Annotated in this window: 17 protein-coding genes; 3 read left to right on the top strand and 14 right to left on the bottom strand. The window is 67.1% G+C overall.

The annotated features are described in order from the left end of the window. Positions 1-92: 92 nt before the first annotated feature. The 11 genes from tal to FHR95_RS14520 all read right to left on the bottom strand — a co-directional run bounded on the left by tal (position 93) and on the right by FHR95_RS14520 (position 11,767). Entirely contained in the window at positions 93-1,043 is a 951-nt protein-coding gene (gene tal, locus FHR95_RS14570) for a transaldolase (RefSeq protein ID WP_183314968.1), read from the bottom strand. Between the two features lie 42 nt (positions 1,044-1,085). Then, positions 1,086-2,573: a xylulokinase gene (xylB, locus tag FHR95_RS14565; RefSeq protein WP_183314967.1), complete on the bottom strand. Its 1,488-nt coding sequence runs from the start codon at positions 2,571-2,573 to the stop codon at positions 1,086-1,088. Further along, positions 2,573-4,060: a mannitol dehydrogenase family protein gene (locus FHR95_RS14560; protein WP_183314966.1), complete on the bottom strand. Its 1,488-nt coding sequence runs from the start codon at positions 4,058-4,060 to the stop codon at positions 2,573-2,575. The genes xylB and FHR95_RS14560 overlap by 1 nt, the downstream gene beginning before the upstream one ends. A 50-nt stretch (positions 4,061-4,110) precedes the next feature. Further along, positions 4,111-4,746 (bottom strand): nucleoside/nucleotide kinase family protein, encoded by a 636-nt coding sequence (locus FHR95_RS14555; protein WP_183314965.1) that lies wholly within the window; start codon positions 4,744-4,746, stop codon positions 4,111-4,113. A gap of 77 nt (positions 4,747-4,823) precedes the next feature. Beyond that, a complete protein-coding gene (locus FHR95_RS14550; protein ID WP_183314964.1) occupies positions 4,824-5,612 on the bottom strand; it encodes an L-iditol 2-dehydrogenase in 789 nt (262 codons plus the stop codon). Between the two features lie 38 nt (positions 5,613-5,650). Beyond that, positions 5,651-6,337: an HAD family hydrolase gene (locus FHR95_RS14545; protein WP_183314963.1), complete on the bottom strand. Its 687-nt coding sequence runs from the start codon at positions 6,335-6,337 to the stop codon at positions 5,651-5,653. Between the two features lie 10 nt (positions 6,338-6,347). Beyond that, complete coding sequence (locus tag FHR95_RS14540) at positions 6,348-7,493, bottom strand: ABC transporter ATP-binding protein (RefSeq protein WP_183314962.1); 1,146 nt, start codon at positions 7,491-7,493, stop codon at positions 6,348-6,350. Between the two features lie 12 nt (positions 7,494-7,505). Beyond that, a complete protein-coding gene (locus tag FHR95_RS14535) occupies positions 7,506-8,390 on the bottom strand; it encodes a carbohydrate ABC transporter permease (RefSeq protein ID WP_221199346.1) in 885 nt (294 codons plus the stop codon). A gap of 14 nt (positions 8,391-8,404) precedes the next feature. Continuing rightward, positions 8,405-9,295 (bottom strand): carbohydrate ABC transporter permease, encoded by an 891-nt coding sequence (locus FHR95_RS14530; protein WP_183314961.1) that lies wholly within the window; start codon positions 9,293-9,295, stop codon positions 8,405-8,407. Between the two features lie 64 nt (positions 9,296-9,359). Further along, on the bottom strand, positions 9,360-10,667 hold the full coding sequence (locus FHR95_RS14525; RefSeq protein ID WP_183314960.1) for an ABC transporter substrate-binding protein: 1,308 nt from the start codon (positions 10,665-10,667) through the stop codon (positions 9,360-9,362). A gap of 149 nt (positions 10,668-10,816) precedes the next feature. Then, a complete protein-coding gene (locus tag FHR95_RS14520) occupies positions 10,817-11,767 on the bottom strand; it encodes a sugar-binding transcriptional regulator (protein ID WP_040185839.1) in 951 nt (316 codons plus the stop codon). A gap of 170 nt (positions 11,768-11,937) precedes the next feature. On the opposite strand from FHR95_RS14520, the gene FHR95_RS14515 reads away from it, so the two are divergent. After that, complete coding sequence (locus FHR95_RS14515; protein ID WP_183314959.1) at positions 11,938-12,693, top strand: SDR family NAD(P)-dependent oxidoreductase; 756 nt, start codon at positions 11,938-11,940, stop codon at positions 12,691-12,693. Positions 12,694-12,714: 21 nt separating this feature from the next. Here FHR95_RS14515 and FHR95_RS14510 read toward each other — a convergent pair whose 3' ends face one another. Beyond that, positions 12,715-13,272, bottom strand: a complete 558-nt coding sequence (locus FHR95_RS14510) for an NUDIX hydrolase (protein WP_040185837.1) — start codon at positions 13,270-13,272, stop codon at positions 12,715-12,717. A gap of 107 nt (positions 13,273-13,379) precedes the next feature. Here FHR95_RS14510 and FHR95_RS14505 point away from each other — a divergent pair, with 107 nt between their 5' ends. Both FHR95_RS14505 and FHR95_RS14500 read left to right on the top strand, forming a co-directional pair. Continuing rightward, entirely contained in the window at positions 13,380-14,000 is a 621-nt protein-coding gene (locus tag FHR95_RS14505; protein ID WP_183314958.1) for a CoA pyrophosphatase, read from the top strand. Beyond that, positions 13,997-14,665 (top strand): 2OG-Fe(II) oxygenase, encoded by a 669-nt coding sequence (locus tag FHR95_RS14500; RefSeq protein ID WP_183314957.1) that lies wholly within the window; start codon positions 13,997-13,999, stop codon positions 14,663-14,665. The genes FHR95_RS14505 and FHR95_RS14500 overlap by 4 nt, the downstream gene beginning before the upstream one ends. A 134-nt stretch (positions 14,666-14,799) precedes the next feature. Here FHR95_RS14500 and FHR95_RS14495 read toward each other — a convergent pair whose 3' ends face one another. After that, positions 14,800-16,260, bottom strand: a complete 1,461-nt coding sequence (locus tag FHR95_RS14495) for a lipase family protein (RefSeq protein WP_183314956.1) — start codon at positions 16,258-16,260, stop codon at positions 14,800-14,802. 45 nt (positions 16,261-16,305) lie between these two features. Beyond that, positions 16,306-17,139: a hypothetical protein gene (locus FHR95_RS14490; RefSeq protein ID WP_183314955.1), complete on the bottom strand. Its 834-nt coding sequence runs from the start codon at positions 17,137-17,139 to the stop codon at positions 16,306-16,308. Between the last annotated feature and the right edge of the window lie 13 nt (positions 17,140-17,152).

Raw genomic sequence — 17,152 nt, 5'->3', positions numbered from 1 at the left:
GACCCTGCAGCGGGCCGGGCGACGTCGGTCGCTGTCATTATCCGCACATCCGGCCGAAGGCGCACCCTTGCTCAACGCTTGCCCTTCCGCGATTACCCGAGCCGTTCGGCGAGGCGCGCCTCCAGGGTGCGCTGGTCCTCGTCGAAGCGGCGGATGCCCTCGGCCAGCTTGTCATTGGCCATGGCGTCCTGGTTGTGGCCCCAGCGGAAGGCGGGCTCGTCAAGGGGCGCGGAGCGCTCGCCGGCGGCGGGGATCGTCACCGCCGGGGTCACCTCGCCCTCCTCCGCCGCCAGCTCCTCGAGCAGCGCCGGGGAAATGGTCAGTCGCGGGCAACCGGCCAGCGCCAGCACCTGGCCGACAGTGCGGAAGCTCGCCCCCATCACCACGGTGCCATAGCCGCCGCGGCCAGCCCGCTCGCAGACACCGCGCACGAACAGCACGCCCGGGTCCTCGTCCGGCGCATACTCCTTGCCGGTCTCCTTCTTGTACCAGTCGGTGACCCGGCCCACGAAGGGCGAGACCAGGAAGACCCCGGCGTCGAAGCAGGCCTGGGCCTGGGCCTCGCTGAACAGCAGGGTCAGGTTGCACTGGATGCCCTCGCGCTCGAGGCGCTCGGCGGCGCGGATGCCCTCCCAGGTAGAGGCCAGCTTGATCAGCACGCGATCACGGCCCACGCCGCGCCGGTCGTAACGCTCGACCAGCTCATGGGCCTTGCGCACGCTGGCCTCCTCGTCGAAGGAGAGGCGCGCGGCCACCTCGGTGGAGATCCGCCCGGGAATGTGCCGGGCGATCTCGGCCCCCTTGGCCACGGCGAGGCGATCCACCGCCTGCTCCAGGCGCGCCTCGGGGTCGGCGACCTCCGCCTTGATGGCGGCGAGTTCCTCGTCGATCAGCGCCTGGTAGCCCGGCAGGTCGAAGGCCTTGAGCAGCAGCGAGGGATTGGTGGTGGCGTCGTGGGGCCGGTAGCGCTTGATGGCGTCCAGGTCACCGGTGTCGGCGACCACCAGGGAATGGGTCTTGAGGCTGTCGAGTCGGGTCGTCATGAGGGACTCCTCTCTTGTGGTGCAATGCATCATGCAATGCGATCAGGTAATGGAGTGACGCTCGGCCAGGCACCGGCGATAGCGGGCATGGACCTCGTCGTAGGCGGCGACACTGGCCGGGTCGGGATCGGCCCGCGAGCTCTCGTCGAGATGCACCAGGCGCGTGCAGAGCTCGGCCAGCTCGCCGTCTCCGGCCCCCGCGCGATGACACCAGGCCGCCTGCAGGGCGGCGCCCAGGGCCGCGGCATCGGTGACCTGGGGACACACCACTCGGCTGGCGGTGATGTCGGCCAGCATCTGGCGCCACACCGGGCTGCGCGAGCCGCCACCGATCAGGCGGATCTCGCTCACCCCCTCGGCCAGCGGGCCGAACTGCTCGAGGCCATAGCGCAGGCCCAGGGTGGCGCCCTCCACCACCGCCCGGCAGAGGTTGGCCGGGGTGGTGTTGACGCTGGTGAGGCCATCCAGGCTGGCGCTGGCCTCGGGCAGCATGGGTACCCGCTCGCCGTTGAAGAAGGGCAGCATCGTCACCCCCTCGGCGCCGATGGGGGCAGCCGCCACCCGCTCGCCGAAGCTGGCGAGGTCGAGGCCGAGCAGCTCGCGGATCCGGGTGGTGGCCGAGGTGACGTTCATGGTGCAGACCAGCGGCAGCCAGCCGCCGTGGCTGGCACAGAAGTTGGCGACCAGAGGGTTGTCCACCACCGGCTCCGGGGAATGGGCGCAGATGGTGCCCGAGGTGCCGAGGCTCAGGGTCACCAGCCCCGGGCGGGTGTTGCCGGTGCCGATGGCGCCGAGCATGTTGTCGCCGCCGCCGCTTGAGACCAGGACGTCGTCGGCCAGCCCCAGCTCGCGGGCCACCGCGGGGCGCACCCTGCCGGCCGGCTCCCGGGAGGCGATCAGCCGCGGCAGCACCCGGCCGGGATCGAGCTCCGGGGCGATCTCGGCCAGCACGTCGTGCCGCCAGCGCCGGGTGCGGGTATCGAAGTAGCCGGTACCGGAGGCATCGCCGGCCTCGGCCACCCGCTCGCCGGTGAGCCAGAAGTTGAGGTAGTCATGAGGCAGCATCAGGGTGGCAATGCGCGCATAGGCCTGTGGATGGACCTCCCGCAGCCAGGCGAGCTTGGAGGCGGTATAGCCGGTCTGCAGCACCAGGCCCAGTTTCTCGAGGCAGCCCGCCTCGCCGCCCAGGCGCTCGACCAGGGCGACGTTCCAGGGCGCGGTCTCGGTGTCGCACCACAGCTTGGCCGGGTGCACCGGCTCCCCTGCGGCATCCAGCGCCACCAGCCCGTGCTGCTGACCGGAGACGCCCAGGGCAAGTATCGCCCCGGCGTCGACGCCGGACTTCGCCACGGCCTCCCCGAACGCGCCGCAGAAGGCCGCGATCCAGTCGGCGGGCGCCTGCTCGCGTCGACCGCCCTCCCCCTCGTCCAGGCGGTGGGGACGACTCGCCTCGCCGAGGATCCGCTCGCCTTCCGGGTCCAGCACCATCACCTTGGTGCTCTGGGTCCCGCAGTCCACGCCGACGTACATCAGGACGCTCCTCCTATCGCCGCCAGGTGCTCCAGGGTGGCACGCGCGCCCTTCTCGTGCAGCGAGGTCAGGGCCGCGACATAGGCGTCGCGAAAGCGAGCCTGCTCGGCCAGGTCGCCGAACAGCTCGCGGTTCTCGATAAAGGCCGTGGGCCGCTCGTGGTGTCGTTTCGCCAACGCCATCAGCTCCTCCCTGAGCCGGTCCACCACCTCGATGGGCTCGCCCTGCTCGTCGACGCCCTCGGCGTAGCGCGCCCAGCTGGCCACCACCGCGGCGCTGCGATGCATCTCGCCGCCGCTTTCGAGCTGCTGGCGGATCACCGGGACCAGCCACTTGGGAATGCGATCCGAGCTCTCGGCACACAGCCGCGACAGGGTGTCTCGTACCTCGGGGTTGGCGAAGCGCTCGATCAGGGTCCGGCGGTACTCCTCGAGGTCGATGCCCGGTACCGGGGCCAGGGTCGGCGAGGCCTCGTGGCGCATGTAGCCGAGCAGGAAGTCCACGAACAGCGGGTCCTGGCACACCTCATGGGCGTAGCGATAGCCGGCGAGATAGCCCAGGTAGGCCAGTGCCTGGTGGCTGGCGTTGAGCAAGCGCAGCTTCATCATCTCGTAGGGCACCACGTCGTCCACCAACTGCACCCCGACACGCTCCAGCGGCGGGCGACCGGCGACGAAGTGGTCCTCCAGCACCCACTGGGTGAAGGGCTCGCAGACCACCGGCCAGGCGTCCTCGACGCCGAACCGCTCGCTAAGTTCGGCGATATCGGCCTCGCTGGTGACCGGGGTGATGCGGTCCACCATGGCATTGGGGAAGGCCACCGCGGCCTCGATCCAGGCGGCCAGTTGCGGGTCCCGGGCGCGGGCGAAGGCGGTGAAGGTCTCCCTGGCCACGTCGCCGTTGCCTTGGATGTTGTCGCAGGACATCAGGGTGAAGGGGGCAATGCCAAGCTCGCGGCGCCGTGCCAGGCCCTCGACGATCAGCCCGAAGGTGGTGCGCGGCGTCTCGGGGTGCGCCAGGTCGTGGCGGATGTCGGGGGCCTCCAGGTCGAACGCCCCGCTCACCGGGTGGAAATTGTAGCCCCCCTCGGTGACGGTCAACGAGACGATACGGATCGCCGGGTCGGCCAGGCGCTCTACCACCGCCGAGGGGTCGTCGGGGGCGAAGAGGTAGTCGACCATGCTGGCGATGACCCGCGGCTCGCGGCGGCCGTCGGGATGCTTGACCACCAGGGTGTAGAGGTGGTCCTGGGCGGCCAGGGCATCGCGCATGCGGCGGTCGCCCGGCATCACGCCGACGCCGACGATGCCCCAGTCCAGGGCCTCGCCACGATTCATCAGCGCATCGAGGTACATGGCCTGATGAGCGCGATGGAAGCCGCCGACGCCGAAGTGGACGATGCCGGCGGTGATGGCCTTGCGGTCCAGGCATGGCGCGGGGACCTCGGCGGGGAGCCTGGCGAGATTGTCGTTGTTGAGTCGGATCATGCGGGGTCTCCTGCCGAGTCGTGCTCGGCGCGACCGACCACGGCACGGCGTCAGCGCCACACCAGGTCGGGCGGGATGGATGTGGTCTGGATCAGTCGGGCGTTGGGCATGTCCTTGTCGAGGGCCTTGCGACGGGCGGCCTCGGCGTCGCGGCCCATGGCCAGCCAGCGCTCGATCAGGCGCTGCTCCAAGGTCGCGTCGTCCACCTCGAGCATCACGCTCAGGTCGAAGAGGCCATGCAGGGCGCGCCAGGGCCCCTGGTCGAGCAGCAGGTAGTTGCCCTCGACGATGACGATGCGGTGCTCGCGGGTAACCAGCCGGCCCCCGGCACGGGCGAGGTCCAGGGGCCGGTCGAACACCGGCACCGCCACCGTGGTATCCGCGCGGCGAATGCGTTCCAGGTCGACCCTCAGGCCCTCGGCGTCAAAGGTATGGGGCGCGCCCTTCACCGGCAGCAGGGCCTCGCCGAGCAACGCGTTGTCGAAGTGGTAGCCGTCCATGGGGACCACCACCCCCTGCCCCGGGAGGGCGTCGTCGATGGCCTGCAGCAGCTGCTCAGCGCGGTAGGACTTGCCGGCGCCGGGCGGCCCGGCCAGGGCCACCAGCAGGCGTTGGCGTCCCTCGGCGGCGGCGAGGATTCGCCGGGTCACTTCGGCGAGGGAGTCGGCGCGGGGAGTGGAGGTCATAGCATCGATCCTCGTCTATCACATCGGTCGCACGGCTCGGCGCTGAGCGCGCCACGGGTCGCGAGTTCGCACATGGTTCAGCTCATCCAGTTGCCGCCGTCGACGTTGAGGGTCTGGGCGACCACGTAGTCGCTGTCGTCGCTGGCCAGGAAGAGCGCGGCGCCGCCATAGTCGTCGGGCCGCCCCATGCGCCCGGCCGGTACCTCCTCGCCGACCAGGCGCTTCTTCTCGCCGAGGGGGCGCTTCTCGTAGCGGGCGAAGAGCGCATCCACCTCCTCCCACATCGGGGTGTCCACCACGCCCGGGGCGATGCCGTTGACGTTGATGCCATGCTCGATCAGGTCCAGGGCGCAAGATTGGGTGAGGCTGATCACCGCCGCCTTGGTCGCGCAGTAGGTGCTCACCAGAGCCTCGCCACGGCGCCCCGCCTGGGAGGCCATGTTGATGATCTTGCCCCCCCGGCCCCGCGCCACCATCGCCCTGGCCACGGCCTGGAGGGTGAAGAACAGCCCCTTGACGTTGACGGCGAACTGCCTGTCGTAGCTGGCTTCGGTCACCTCCAGCACCGGCTCCATGCCGAAGACGGCGGCGTTGTTGACCAGGATGTCGATGCCGCCGAAACGGGCGTTGACGCCTTCCACCATGGCGTCGACCGAGGCCCGGTCGCAGACGTCCAGGCGCACGCCCATCAGCTGCTCGTCGCCATGCCCCTCCCCCCGCAGCGTGGCCAGGGCCTCGTCGATGGCGCCCGGGTCGATATCGGCCACCACAACATTGGCGCCTTCGGCCAGGTAGCGCTGGGCGATAGCCAGGCCGATGCCTCGGGCCCCGCCGGTGATGACGCTGGTCTTGTTGTCGAGTTTCATCTTGTCGTCCTGTTGCTCTGTCCGTGGGGTCATGCTGGTCATCGGGTTGTGGCGCGCATCCGGCTCCGCCGCCAGTCATCGACCAGCGACGCCAGCCCGTGCATGTGCTCGAGAACCCGCCAGGCACCCGCGGCCATCAGTCGGCGCTCCTGCCCCGGTTCGACATGGCTGGCTCCGATGAAGCCGATCACCGTCATGCCGGCGGCGCATGCCGCGGTCACGCCGGAGACGCTGTCCTCCACCACCAGGCAGTTGCCCGGGGCGCACTTGAGTTCGGCGGCAGCAAGGCGATAGATCGCCGGGTCTGGCTTGGGGTATGCCACCTGGTCGGCGGTGAAGATCGGCACCGCGCTCAACCGGGACTCGAGGCCGGTGGTGGACAGCGAGGCCAGCACCCGCTGCCGACGGCTGTTGGAGACCACCGCCAGCGGCAGCGTGAGTGCCTCGATGGCCTCGGCGACGCCATCGATGGCACGCAGCTCAAGTGCCAGGCGCGCCTCGATGGTCTCGTCCACCCGATCGACGGCGGTCGGCGGCAGCCGGTGTCCGCTCAGGCTCTCAAGGTGATTCAGAATGTTGGCGGTCGTCATGCCCAGTGCCTGTCTGAGGACGGTGTCGGCGTCCAGGTCTGGCAGCCACTCGCCCAGTAGTTCCACCAACGTCGCCTCGGCGATCGTCTCGCTGTCCACCAGCACGCCATCGCAATCAAAGATCAGGCTGTCCATGCGCCGCTCCTCACTGGCCGACGGCGTCGGAGGCACGACTGTCCTGACGACGCAGGCCGGCCAGTGGGTGCTGCTCCAGGCTCGGCAGGGCCAAGCCCTCCGCGTCGAAGAGGTGTGCGCGGCCGGGGGCAAAGCCGAAGCGCACCTTGTCGTGCACCCGGTGCGTGACATCGCCATCGGCCATGATGGTCACCATCAAGTCATCCATCTGGACGTACAGCGAGGTCTGCCCGCCCAGGCGCTCGAGGACCTGGATCTCGCCAGTCAGCGGTCCCTGGTCGTCATCGAGCACCAGGTGCTCAGGTCGGATGCCCAGCTCCAGCGCGTCACCGGCACGCTGGCCCTGGCTATCCACCGCCACCTTGCTCACGCCGCCTCCCGGCAGCGTGACGCTGACGCCCTTGGCATCGGCCTCCACCACCTCGACGGGCAGGAAGTTCATCTTCGGCGAGCCGATAAAACCGGCCACGAAGCGGTTGCGCGGATGGTGGTAGAGCTCCATGGGCGAGCCGACCTGCTCAATCTCGCCGCCCTGCAGTACCACGATCTTGTCGGCCATGGTCATGGCCTCGATCTGGTCGTGGGTGACGTAGATCATGGTGGCGTCGAGCTCCTCGTGGAGGCGGGCAAGCTCGATGCGCATCTGTACGCGCAGGGCGGCGTCGAGGTTGGAAAGCGGCTCGTCGAAGAGGAAGATGCTGGGTTTGCGCACGATGGCGCGGCCGATCGCCACGCGCTGGCGCTGGCCGCCGGAGAGGGCCTTGGGCTTGCGGTCCAGCAGCGGCTCGAGTTCCAGGATTCTGGCGGCCTCGAGGACCTTCTCACGCCGCTTCTCCTTGGGCACGCCGGCCAGGCGCATGCTGAAGCCCATGTTGTCCTCGACCGTCATGTGCGGATAGAGCGCATAACTCTGGAAGACCATGGCCAACCCCCGGTCAGCGGGCCCCACCTCGTTCATGCGCTGGCCATCGATGAGGATATCGCCGCTGGTGGCGCTCTCGAGCCCGGCAATCATGCGCATAAGGGTCGACTTGCCGCAGCCAGAGGGGCCGACGAAGACCACGAACTCCCGGTCCTTGACCTCGAGATCAACGCCCTTGATGACGTCGGTCTCGCCGAAGCTCTTGGTGATGTGCTTGAGTTGTAGCGTTGCCATATTGAAATTCCTTTACTTGACGGCGCCGAAGGTCAGGCCACGTACCATCTGCTTCTGGGTCAGCCAACCGAAGACGAGGATCGGCGCGATGGCCATGGTCGAGGCCGCGGAAAGCTTGGCCCAGAACAGCCCTTCGGGGCTGGAAAAGGAGGCGATATAGGCGGTTAGCGGTGCTGCATTCGATGAGGTGAGGTTGAGGCTCCAGAAGGCCTCATTCCAGCTCAGGATCACCGACAGCAGACCCGTGGAGGCAATCCCGGGAAGTGTCAGCGGCAGCAGCAGGTAGAGCACCTCCTGCAGCGTGCTGGCCCCATCCATGCGCCCCGCCTCGAGGATGTCCTTGGGCATGTCCTTGAAGAAGGTGTAGAGCATCCACACCACGATCGGCAGGTTCATCAGCGTATAGACGATGATCAGCCCGGTGCGGGTATCCAGCAGCCCGGTGTCGCGGAACAGCAGGTAGATCGGCACCAGCACGCCCACCGGCGGCAACATCTTGGTGGAGAGCATCCACAGCAGGGTTCCCTTGGTGCGCTTGGTGGGTAGGAAGGCCATGGAGTAGGCCGCCGGAATGGCGATCAGCAGCGCCAGCAGGGTCGAGCCAAAGGCCACCACCACGCTGTTGAGGGCGAACTTGGCGTAGCCGGCGCGTTGCTGGACCTCGGCATAGCTCTCCAGGGTCGGCGAGAAGATCAGCGAGGGCTCGGCGATGGCCTCGGTCTCGGTCTTAAAGCCGGTCAGCACCATCCAGAAGATCGGGAAGAAGATCAGCACGGCGACCGTCCAGCCGAGCACGGTCAACCACAGGCGCCGATTGAGCAGGGCATCGGTCAGGGGAGACCGCTGCACCGCGGGGACGGCGGCCCCGGACAGGGATTTAGTTCTTGCAGTCGTCATAAGGCGCTCCCGCGTCAGCTTTCCAGGTTCTTGGCCACCATGCGGACCAGGAAGATGGCGACAATGTTGGCGAGGATGATGGCGATCACTCCGCCGGCGGAGGCCAGCCCCACGTCGAAGTCAAGCAGGGCGCGAATGTAGATCAGGTAGGCCAGATTGGTAGTGGCGAGGCCCGGGCCACCGGAGGTGGTGACGAAGATCTCGGCGAAGATGGTCAGCAGGAAGATCATCTCGATCATGATCACCACGCTGATCGCCCGCTTGAGGTGCGGCAGGGTGATGAAGAAGAAGATGGCGATCGGGCCGGCGCCGTCCATGCGGGCGGCCTCCACCTGGTCCTCATCCAGCGACTGCATGGCGGTCAACAGGATCAGCAGGGCGAAGGGCAGCCACTGCCAGGCGACGATGATGACGATCGAGGTCAGCGGCAGCGAGGAGAACCAGTCCACCGCGGGCAGTCCGAACAGTTCGGCCACCCAGGACAGCACCCCGTTGGCCGGGTGCATCATCATGTTCTTCCATACCAGAGCGCTGACCGTGGGCATGACGAAGAAGGGCGAAATCGCCAGCACCCGGGCGATGCCCTGGCCCATGAACTCCTGCTGGAAGAGCACCGCCAGCAGGGTGCCGCCGACCACGGTGATCACCAGTACCCAGCTGACCATCAGCAGGGTGGTGCCCATGGCCGACCACAGCGCCGGGTCGGTGAAAAGATACTCGTAGTTCTCGAGACCGGCGAAGCCCGTCATGCCGGGCATCAGCAGGTTGTAGCGCTGCAGCGAGAACCAAACGGTCATCGCCAGCGGCACGATCATCCACAGAAACAGCAGGGAGACGGCGGGCGCCTGCAGCGAGAGGGTACGCAACCCTCCGATGGTGCGCCCGGAAGTTCTGGTCTTGTTCATATCGGTAACCGTGAGGGTTCAAGAAGAAGGTGCCGGCCGGGGCTCCCCGGCCGGCTCACACGGATCAATCCAGATAGCCGGCGCGCTGCATGGTGCGCTCGGTGGCGCGCTGAGCCGCCTGCAGGGCCTGCTCGACGGAGGTCTCACCGGTCAGGGCCGCGGCCACCATCTGACCGACCTGGGTACCGATGGACTGGAACTCGGGGATACCCACGAACTGCACGCCAACGTAGGGAGAAGGCTCAAGGGTTGAGTCGGTGGGGTCGGCACCCTGGATGGCGTTCAGCACGAAGTCGGCGAAGGGCGCGGCTTCCTGATAGTGAGGATTTTCGTAAGTAGACACGCGGGTGCCGGGGGGCACGCTGGCCCAGCCCTTCTCCTTCGCCACCAGTTCGACATATTCCTGAGACGTCGCCCAGGTGACGAACTCGCGAGCCGCATCCTTGGAGTCGGAAGACGCCGGGATCGCCAGGGCCCAGGACCACAGCCAGTGAGAGCCCTTCGGCGTCTCGGCGATCGGCGCCGGGGCGAAGCCCAGCTGAGATTGACTGGGATCGAAGATCCGTCCGGCCGCGGAGGTGGCATCGACCCACATGGCACAGTTGCCGCGAGAGAACAGTGCCTGATTCTCATTGAAGCCATTGGAGCTGGCGCCGGGTGGGCCATAGTTGTTCAACAGATCAACATAGAAACCGACCGCCTCCTGCCAGGCCGGGGAATCGATCTGCGGATTCCAGTCCATGTCGAACCAGCGTCCGCCGAAGGTGTTGACCATGGTGGAGACCAGGGCCATGTTTTCGCCCCAGCCCGGCTTGCCACGCAGACAGATGCCATAGGTCTCGTTGGCCGGGTCATGGAGTTGCTCAGCCCAGTCACGTACCTGCTGCCAGGTCGGCTGCTCGGGCATCGTGATGCCGGCATCACTGAAGAGGTCCTGGCGGTAGAACATCATCGAACTCTCGGCATAGAACGGCAGCGCATGCAGGGTGCCGTCGTAGCTGAGGCCCTTGCGGACCGACTGCAGCAGGTCGTCGATCTGGTAGTCGGCAGGAAGGTCGTCGAGCGGTGTCAGCCAATCTTGCTCGGCCCAGATAGGCACCTCGTAGGTGCCGATGGTCATGACGTCGAACTGGCCGCCCTGGGTGGCGATATCGGTGGTCAGGCGCTGGCGCAGCACGTTCTCCTCGAGCACCACCCAGTCCAGCGTGATGTCCGGATGCGCCTGCTCGAAGGCGTCGGTCAGGCTCTGCATGATCACCATGTCGTTGTTGTTGACAGTACCGACGGTGATCTCGGTCTGCGCCTGGGCCTGTCCGGCGAAGGCGATGGCCGCGGTCAGGGTCGTCAGGGGGAGATGGCGGATGACTCTCATAGCGGAATCCTCTAGGGATGTCTTGGCATTGTTATATTGATCATATTGATCAACCTTCGATCAAATGATCGATCAGGGCGCCAAAAAAAGCAAAGATTCACCCTTAGACTTTGGCCCAAAGAATCAGTCGTTACGAATAATGCGCTGCGTCACGACGGCTCGATGATGCAGCGCGCGGCCGTCTCGTCGGTGACCAGACCCTTAAGCCAGCCACCCCGCAGCGCGGCGAGCAGCGCCGGCGCCTTCTCCCGGCCGCCGGCCAGGGCCACCAGGGGCTGGTCGCGCAGCATCTCCAACGGCAGGCTGGTAACCCGACGGGTGATGGAGCAGTCGATGACACGACCCTCGCGGTCCAGTGGCCAGCCCAGCAGCTCGCCAACGGCCTCGAGCCGCAGCAGCTCCTCGAGGTCGCTCTGGCCGATGAAGTGGTCCTGGAAGAGGGTCGCCTGACGGTCGATGCGCCCCACGCCGATGAAGGCCGCCTCCGCCTGCCTAGCCACCTCCGTGATGGCCTGGAAGAGTCGCTGGCCGAGCATCGCCTGCTTCTCCTCCACCGAGTCGGCCACCACCGGGGTCGGCAGCAGGAAGCGCTCGCCGCCGGTCTTGTCGGCCAGCACCACCACGCCATCATAACGGTTGGCGGAGCCGTCACGTGCCACGTTGCCGACCAGCGAGACGAAACGGTGCTGCGGGCGGTCATGGCGGCTCATGGCCTCCACGGTGGCACGCACCGAACGCCCGGTGCCCAGCGACAGAGTCAGGGGTTCGCTGCGCTCCACCAGGCGGGAGATGCGCTCCGCGCCGGCCGCCGCAAGGTAGTAGGCGGCACCGTCGGGCGCGTCCGGCTCGGCCGGCACCACATCGCAGTAATCGAGGCCATAGCGGTCACGGATCGCCGCGGCCAGGGCCATGCAGGCCGAGATGGGGTGATCAATACGCACCTTGATCAGCCCCTCCTGGCGCGCCAGGGCAAGCAGGCGCTGGACCCCGGGGCGGGAGACACCCAGCTGCTGGGCGATCTCATCCTGGGTGATGCCCCCCACATAGGACATCCAGGCGGCGCGTGCGGCCTGGTCCAGCTTGCGTTCGAACTTGTCCATGACCTTGGTCTCCTGGTTACGCCCGGGTCCGGCTTCCATGATACCGGGGCCGCCTCCCGGCACAATGCCAGGTGTCGGACCATGCGCCGGGGGGCCCGACCACTGGAGACGCATGGCCGCCCGGCCTATCATGCGGGGTTCAATGCGCCACTTTCCGACGAGGAGTTACTATGCCCATCGCCATGATCACCGGTGCCACCTCAGGCTTCGGCCGCGCCGCCGCCCGCCGCTTTGCCGCCGCTGGCTGGTCGCTGATCCTCACTGGCCGCCGCAGCGAGCGGCTGAAGGAACTCGAGCAGGAGCTCGGTGACAGCGTGGAGGTGCTGACCCTCACCTTGGACGTGCGAGACGCCGAGGCGGTGGCCCAGGCGGTCGAGGCGTTACCCGCCGAGTTTCGCGAGGTCACCTGCCTGGTCAACAACGCCGGCCTGGCGCTGGCGCCCCAGCCGGCCCAGGAGGTCGACCTCGCCGACTGGCACACCATGATCGATACCAATGTCACCGGACTGGTGAACGTCACCCATGCCATGCTGCCACGGCTGATCGCCACCGGGGCGGGGGCCAGCATCATCAACATCGGCTCGGTAGCCGGCAGCTGGCCCTACCCTGGTGGCCACGTCTACGGCGCCACCAAGGCCTTCGTCGAACAGTTCGGCTACAACCTGCGCTGCGACCTCAAGGGTACCGGCGTCAGGGTCACCGACATCTCGCCGGGAATGGCCGAGACCGAGTTCACCCTGGTGCGCACCAAGGGCGACCAGGCCGCCTCGGATGCCCTCTACAGCGGCACCACGCCGCTGCAGGCCGAGGACATCGCCGAGCAGATCTTCTATGTGGCAACGCTACCGGACCACATCAACATCAATCGGCTGGAGGTGATGCCGACGCGCCAGAGCTGGTCGCCGTTCACCATCGACCGGGATTGAGGCGTTCAGGCACTGCCCCCGTCAGGCACTGCCAAAGTAGCGCTCGCGATCCTCGGCGGTGATGTCGCTGACGTGCAGCGGGAAGGCGGCATCCTGCCGGTCGTCGTAGAAGTGACGCAGGGTGCGCTCGATGGTGGGGAAGGCGAGTTCGTCCCAGGGAATCTCGTGCTCCTCGAACAGCGCTACCTCGAGGCTCTCGGGTCCCGCCGCGAAGTCGCCGGCGAGATCGGCGAGAAAGATCATGTAGACCTGGTCGATGTGCGGCAGGTTGATCATGGTATAGAGCCCGTGGATCGCGACCTCGGCACAGGCCTCCTCGCGGGTCTCGCGGGCGGCCGCTTCCACGGTGGTCTCGGCGTTCTCCATGAAACCCGCCGGCAGGGTCCAGTAGCCCTTGCGCGGGGAGATGGCGCGGCGGCACAGCAACACGCGGCTGCCGCTCACCGGTAGAGTACCGGCAACGATGCGCGGGTTCTGATAGTGGATCGTGCCGCACTCGTCGCAGAAGTAGCGCGGCCGATCGTCCCCGTCGGGAATCGCGAAGCGCACGGTGTGGCCACAGTGACTGCAGAAGTTCATGGCGCTCCTTGGCAGGCAGGCTGGCGGGCGGCATGACGGCTACCCGGTCAGGGCTTGACGCCGCTCATGGCGGCCGAGTAGAAGGAATCAAACCCGATGGAAGCCCCATGTTAGAGAACCTTCGTAAACGCCTGCAAGCACACCGGCCACGCCGGGTGGGTCTGCGCCTGCCCGAGGCCGCGGTGCTGCTGCCCATTGTCGACCGCCCCGAGCCCACCCTGCTGTTCACTCGCCGCGCTGCCCACCTCAACACCCACAGCGGGCAGGTGGCGTTCCCCGGCGGCAAGCGCGAGACCCAGGACGCCGACCTGCTGGGCACGGCACTGCGCGAGTCACAGGAAGAAATCGCGCTGCCACCGGAGCGCGTGGAACTGCTCGGTCGGCTTTCCGACGTGGTTTCCCTGCATGGGCTGCGCGTTACCCCCTGGGTGGGGCTGATCCCGCCCGACCTGCCACTTGTCCCCGACCCCAGCGAGCTCGATGCCATCTTCGAGGTGCCGCTGTCGCACTTCCTCGAGGACCAGCGCACCCACACCGACGTGATTCGGGTGGACGGGCGTGACTATTACGTGCCCAGCTACCGCACCGACGGCCACGTGATCTGGGGACTCTCCGCGATGATGCTGGTGGAACTGCTCGCCGAAGGCTTCGCCATGCCCATCAGCCTCTTCGAGCGCCCGCCGGGCGAACTGCTCTACCGCCCCGAGAGTCGGGTTTCCAACCCATGATGACGACCACTCCGCTCTGCGACACCGCCCTGCCCCGCGAACGATTGGCCGAGCTGGTCGATGCCCTGGTGGAACAGGGCTGGTATGTCGGCAAGGGCTTCCTTCCCGCCGATCTGTGCGCCGAGCTCTACCAGGAAGTGACCGCCATGGCCGACCATGAGGCCCTGGAGGCTGCCGGCATCGGCCGCGGCCAGGCCCACGCACTGCGCCGGGATGTTCGTGGCGATGCCATTCGCTGGCTGGACCGCGAGAGCCGAGCCCGGCGCCGCTACCTGGAGGCCATGGGTGAATTGCAGCAGGAACTCAACCGGGCGCTCTTTCTGGGGCTCTTCGAGTACGAGGCGCACTTCGCCCACTACCCGCCCGGCGCCTTCTACCGGCAACATCTCGACAGCTTCCGCGGCCGCGCCAACCGGGTGGTTTCCACGGTGGGTTACCTCAACCCCGACTGGCCCGCCGACGGCGGCGGCGAGATGGTGATCTTCGACACCGACGCGCCCGAACGAGAGCTGGCCCGGGTACACCCCGAGGCCGGCACCTTCGCCTGCTTTCTCTCCGAGAGCGTGCCCCATGAGGTGCTGGCCACCCGCCTGCCGCGAGCCAGCATCGCCGGCTGGTTCCGGCGTAATGCCTCGCTGGGTGGCCTGGTGGACCCGGCGCGGTAAAGATGAACGCGCGCTCGGCCCTCACCCTTGCGCTCGCCACCTCCGCTCCAGCCATGACGGCGGGAAAGCCGCACCGTCACGGGCGAACGGGCCATGGCATACCACTGGGGTAACCCCATGCAAGCGCTGAGCGCCTACTCCCAGGCCGTGACGTCCAGGTACAGCTTGGCCCGAAAGCCCTTGGGGCTGTCGAGCGGTACGTATCGGCCCTGGTCGTCCTGCTCGAGCTCACTACCGCGGTTCTCCCCCCAGCGCTCGTCGGCCGAGACGTAGCGCAGCGTCCAGCCATTGGTGCCGCGGGTCGCCCTCAGCACCAGCTTGTCGCGGTAGAGGTTCTCGTCGGGGATGCGCTGGTCGAGGAACCACAGGCCGTCGACCTTGAACTCGGTACTGCGCACCGCGACATCCGCCACGAACACCATGGTGCGTCCCGTCTGGATCTTGCGGGTATCGAGAAACACCGAGAAGAGCACCGGATGGCGAGCATGGGCATGACCGGTGCGGTCGGGGTGGAACATCTCATCGAAGCGCCGGAAGATCGCCGAGCCGTGCTCGGCGCGCCGGTCCGACAACGGAATCGGCGGATGCATGCGCGGGGTCACCGTACACTCGAAGAGGTAGGAGCCCTCGATGGTCTGTCCCTTCTTGCGGGCCTTGGCCACCGAAGGTGGCAGCGGTAACGCCTCCACCACCATCCGGCCGGTCACCCGGGTATCGCCAAACAGGAAACGGGTCAGGTTCTGATAGCCCTCTTCGGCGTTGACCATCCCGTAGTAGCCGCTGTGGCTCAGGTAGCAATAGACCCGCGGCCCGCTCTCGATGTAGGCGTTCTCGATCTTCACCAGGCCGTCGCTCATGCTGCCCACGGCATAGCGCGTCAGGTTGTAGTCCTTGTGATTGGTGCCCACCAACGACATGAAACGCTCAGGAGGAAAGTGCCCATCGAGGTGGTTGACCCGGCCGTTCCGGGGCGCCAGGTCCAGAGTCTTGGCGATGTTCTCGCGATTGAAGTTGTTGATGTCCCAGATGCCGAGGGCGCGTGGCACATTGAAGCCGCCCATCTCGATGCCGTTATGAGGCGTGCCGTAGGTGAACACCTTGTCGACACAGTCCCGCACCTGCTTGGTGGCCACGGCCATGTTCTGCAACAGACAACGGACCACCAGCCCGCCCATGGAGTGCGCCACCAGGTAGACCTTGAAGTCCGCCCGGGCCTGGTCGTCGTCACCGCATACCCGATCGCGCAGCCACAGGATCAGCGACCCGAGTTCCTCGGCCGCTTCGATGAGCGAGGGACGCCGCCCTTCGCCACTCTCCTGCTCGTAGTAGCGATGGATGACGACACTCTTTCGCGGCAGCCGCGCCTGGTTGACTGCCCCCTGATGATAGACGTCCTGGTAGCCATACTCCTTCATCAGCCGGATCAACGGCGACTCGAAGATGTAGCGGGTGAAGGAGCGGTCCGGATCCTGACGGATTCGCGTCGACCCCAGGTTGAAGCCCATGTAGGGCGTGTTGATGGTGTCCTCGATCTCGTCTTCGCGCATGGCAAAGCCACGCACGTAAATGATCGGGTTGAGGCGACTCGTGGTCATGACGCCCTCCGCTGCTGGCGTTGAAGCCTCAGGTTCGACACCCGATCAGGCGATGCGCGGGTCGCCTGGCAGGTAGCTACCGGTGACACGGCGAAAGGCATCCGAGGTCCGGTCGCCGGGAATGCCGTCGGCGCGCAGGAAGATGCCAGGAAAGGTGTTCAGCCAGCGCTGCAATTCCTCGGCCCGCTGTGCCTCTGCGGCTTGCGCGGCACGCCGCATGGCATGCCGCGAAACCAGCGGCTCCTGTGTGCGCGGTTCATCCGCGGTGTCGGTGTCCGGGGTGGCGCCCGGGCGATCGATGAAATCCACCAGGCCATTCTCGGCCATCCGCCGCAATACCACCGCCGCCCCGCACTGTCGTGAGACTGCCGTGTCCGACCAGCGACCGTCCGCGACGTACTTGCCGGCGGTGTAATGCTCGGAAAAGCTCCACAGGTAAGGCGACAGCACCTCGGGGTGATACTTGCGATATCCCCAGCCGTTGTAGCGCTCGAGCTGATAGAGCATGCCAGCCAGGCTCCAGTCGGTGCTGCTACTCAAGCGCTTGAGAGCCATGGCATCGGCCGCGCTCTCCTCCCAGCTGAAAGGCGGCGAGCCGCCACGCGGGCGGCCGGCGGGCACGCGGACGGTTCGGGCGTCGAGCGGGTCGCCATTGTGCAGATGGGACGCAAAGTCACACCCGCTCTCCATCTGGTGTACCAGCGCCACGAAGGCCCAGGGCACCCCTCGCCGTTCGGTGACGGCCGCGTAGCGGGATCGGTTGGCGGCCAGCTTGTCGACCACCCACTCCACATCGTCCCGCCGCTCGGGACGCACGCGGCAGGTGTCGAAGAGCTGATCGTATTCTCGGCGCAGTGCCGCAGACAGGGTAATGGCCATGGCTCCTCCCGGG

Source organism: Halomonas fontilapidosi (assembly GCF_014192285.1).
GTDB classification, from domain to species: Bacteria; Pseudomonadota; Gammaproteobacteria; order Pseudomonadales; family Halomonadaceae; genus Halomonas; species Halomonas fontilapidosi.
This window is presented reverse-complemented; position numbering and strand designations above follow the sequence as displayed.

Bases quoted from the DNA above. Each gene is read 5' to 3' on its own strand.
- FHR95_RS14530 (WP_183314961.1), bottom strand. From the start codon at position 9,295: ATGAACAAGACCAGAACTTCCGGGCGCACCATCGGAGGGTTGCGTACC.
- FHR95_RS14535 (WP_221199346.1), bottom strand. From the start codon at position 8,390: ATGACGACTGCAAGAACTAAATCCCTGTCCGGGGCCGCCGTCCCCGCG.
- tal (WP_183314968.1), bottom strand. From the start codon at position 1,043: ATGACGACCCGACTCGACAGCCTCAAGACCCATTCCCTGGTGGTCGCC.
- FHR95_RS14545 (WP_183314963.1), bottom strand. From the start codon at position 6,337: ATGGACAGCCTGATCTTTGATTGCGATGGCGTGCTGGTGGACAGCGAG.
- FHR95_RS14525 (WP_183314960.1), bottom strand. From the start codon at position 10,667: ATGAGAGTCATCCGCCATCTCCCCCTGACGACCCTGACCGCGGCCATC.
- FHR95_RS14505 (WP_183314958.1), top strand. From the start codon at position 13,380: ATGTTAGAGAACCTTCGTAAACGCCTGCAAGCACACCGGCCACGCCGG.
- FHR95_RS14560 (WP_183314966.1), bottom strand. From the start codon at position 4,060: ATGATCCGACTCAACAACGACAATCTCGCCAGGCTCCCCGCCGAGGTC.
- xylB (WP_183314967.1), bottom strand. From the start codon at position 2,573: ATGTACGTCGGCGTGGACTGCGGGACCCAGAGCACCAAGGTGATGGTG.
- FHR95_RS14500 (WP_183314957.1), top strand. From the start codon at position 13,997: ATGATGACGACCACTCCGCTCTGCGACACCGCCCTGCCCCGCGAACGA.
- FHR95_RS14495 (WP_183314956.1), bottom strand. From the start codon at position 16,260: ATGACCACGAGTCGCCTCAACCCGATCATTTACGTGCGTGGCTTTGCC.
- FHR95_RS14515 (WP_183314959.1), top strand. From the start codon at position 11,938: ATGCCCATCGCCATGATCACCGGTGCCACCTCAGGCTTCGGCCGCGCC.
- FHR95_RS14520 (WP_040185839.1), bottom strand. From the start codon at position 11,767: ATGGACAAGTTCGAACGCAAGCTGGACCAGGCCGCACGCGCCGCCTGG.
- FHR95_RS14550 (WP_183314964.1), bottom strand. From the start codon at position 5,612: ATGAAACTCGACAACAAGACCAGCGTCATCACCGGCGGGGCCCGAGGC.
- FHR95_RS14540 (WP_183314962.1), bottom strand. From the start codon at position 7,493: ATGGCAACGCTACAACTCAAGCACATCACCAAGAGCTTCGGCGAGACC.
- FHR95_RS14490 (WP_183314955.1), bottom strand. From the start codon at position 17,139: ATGGCCATTACCCTGTCTGCGGCACTGCGCCGAGAATACGATCAGCTC.
- FHR95_RS14555 (WP_183314965.1), bottom strand. From the start codon at position 4,746: ATGACCTCCACTCCCCGCGCCGACTCCCTCGCCGAAGTGACCCGGCGA.
- FHR95_RS14510 (WP_040185837.1), bottom strand. From the start codon at position 13,272: ATGAACTTCTGCAGTCACTGTGGCCACACCGTGCGCTTCGCGATTCCC.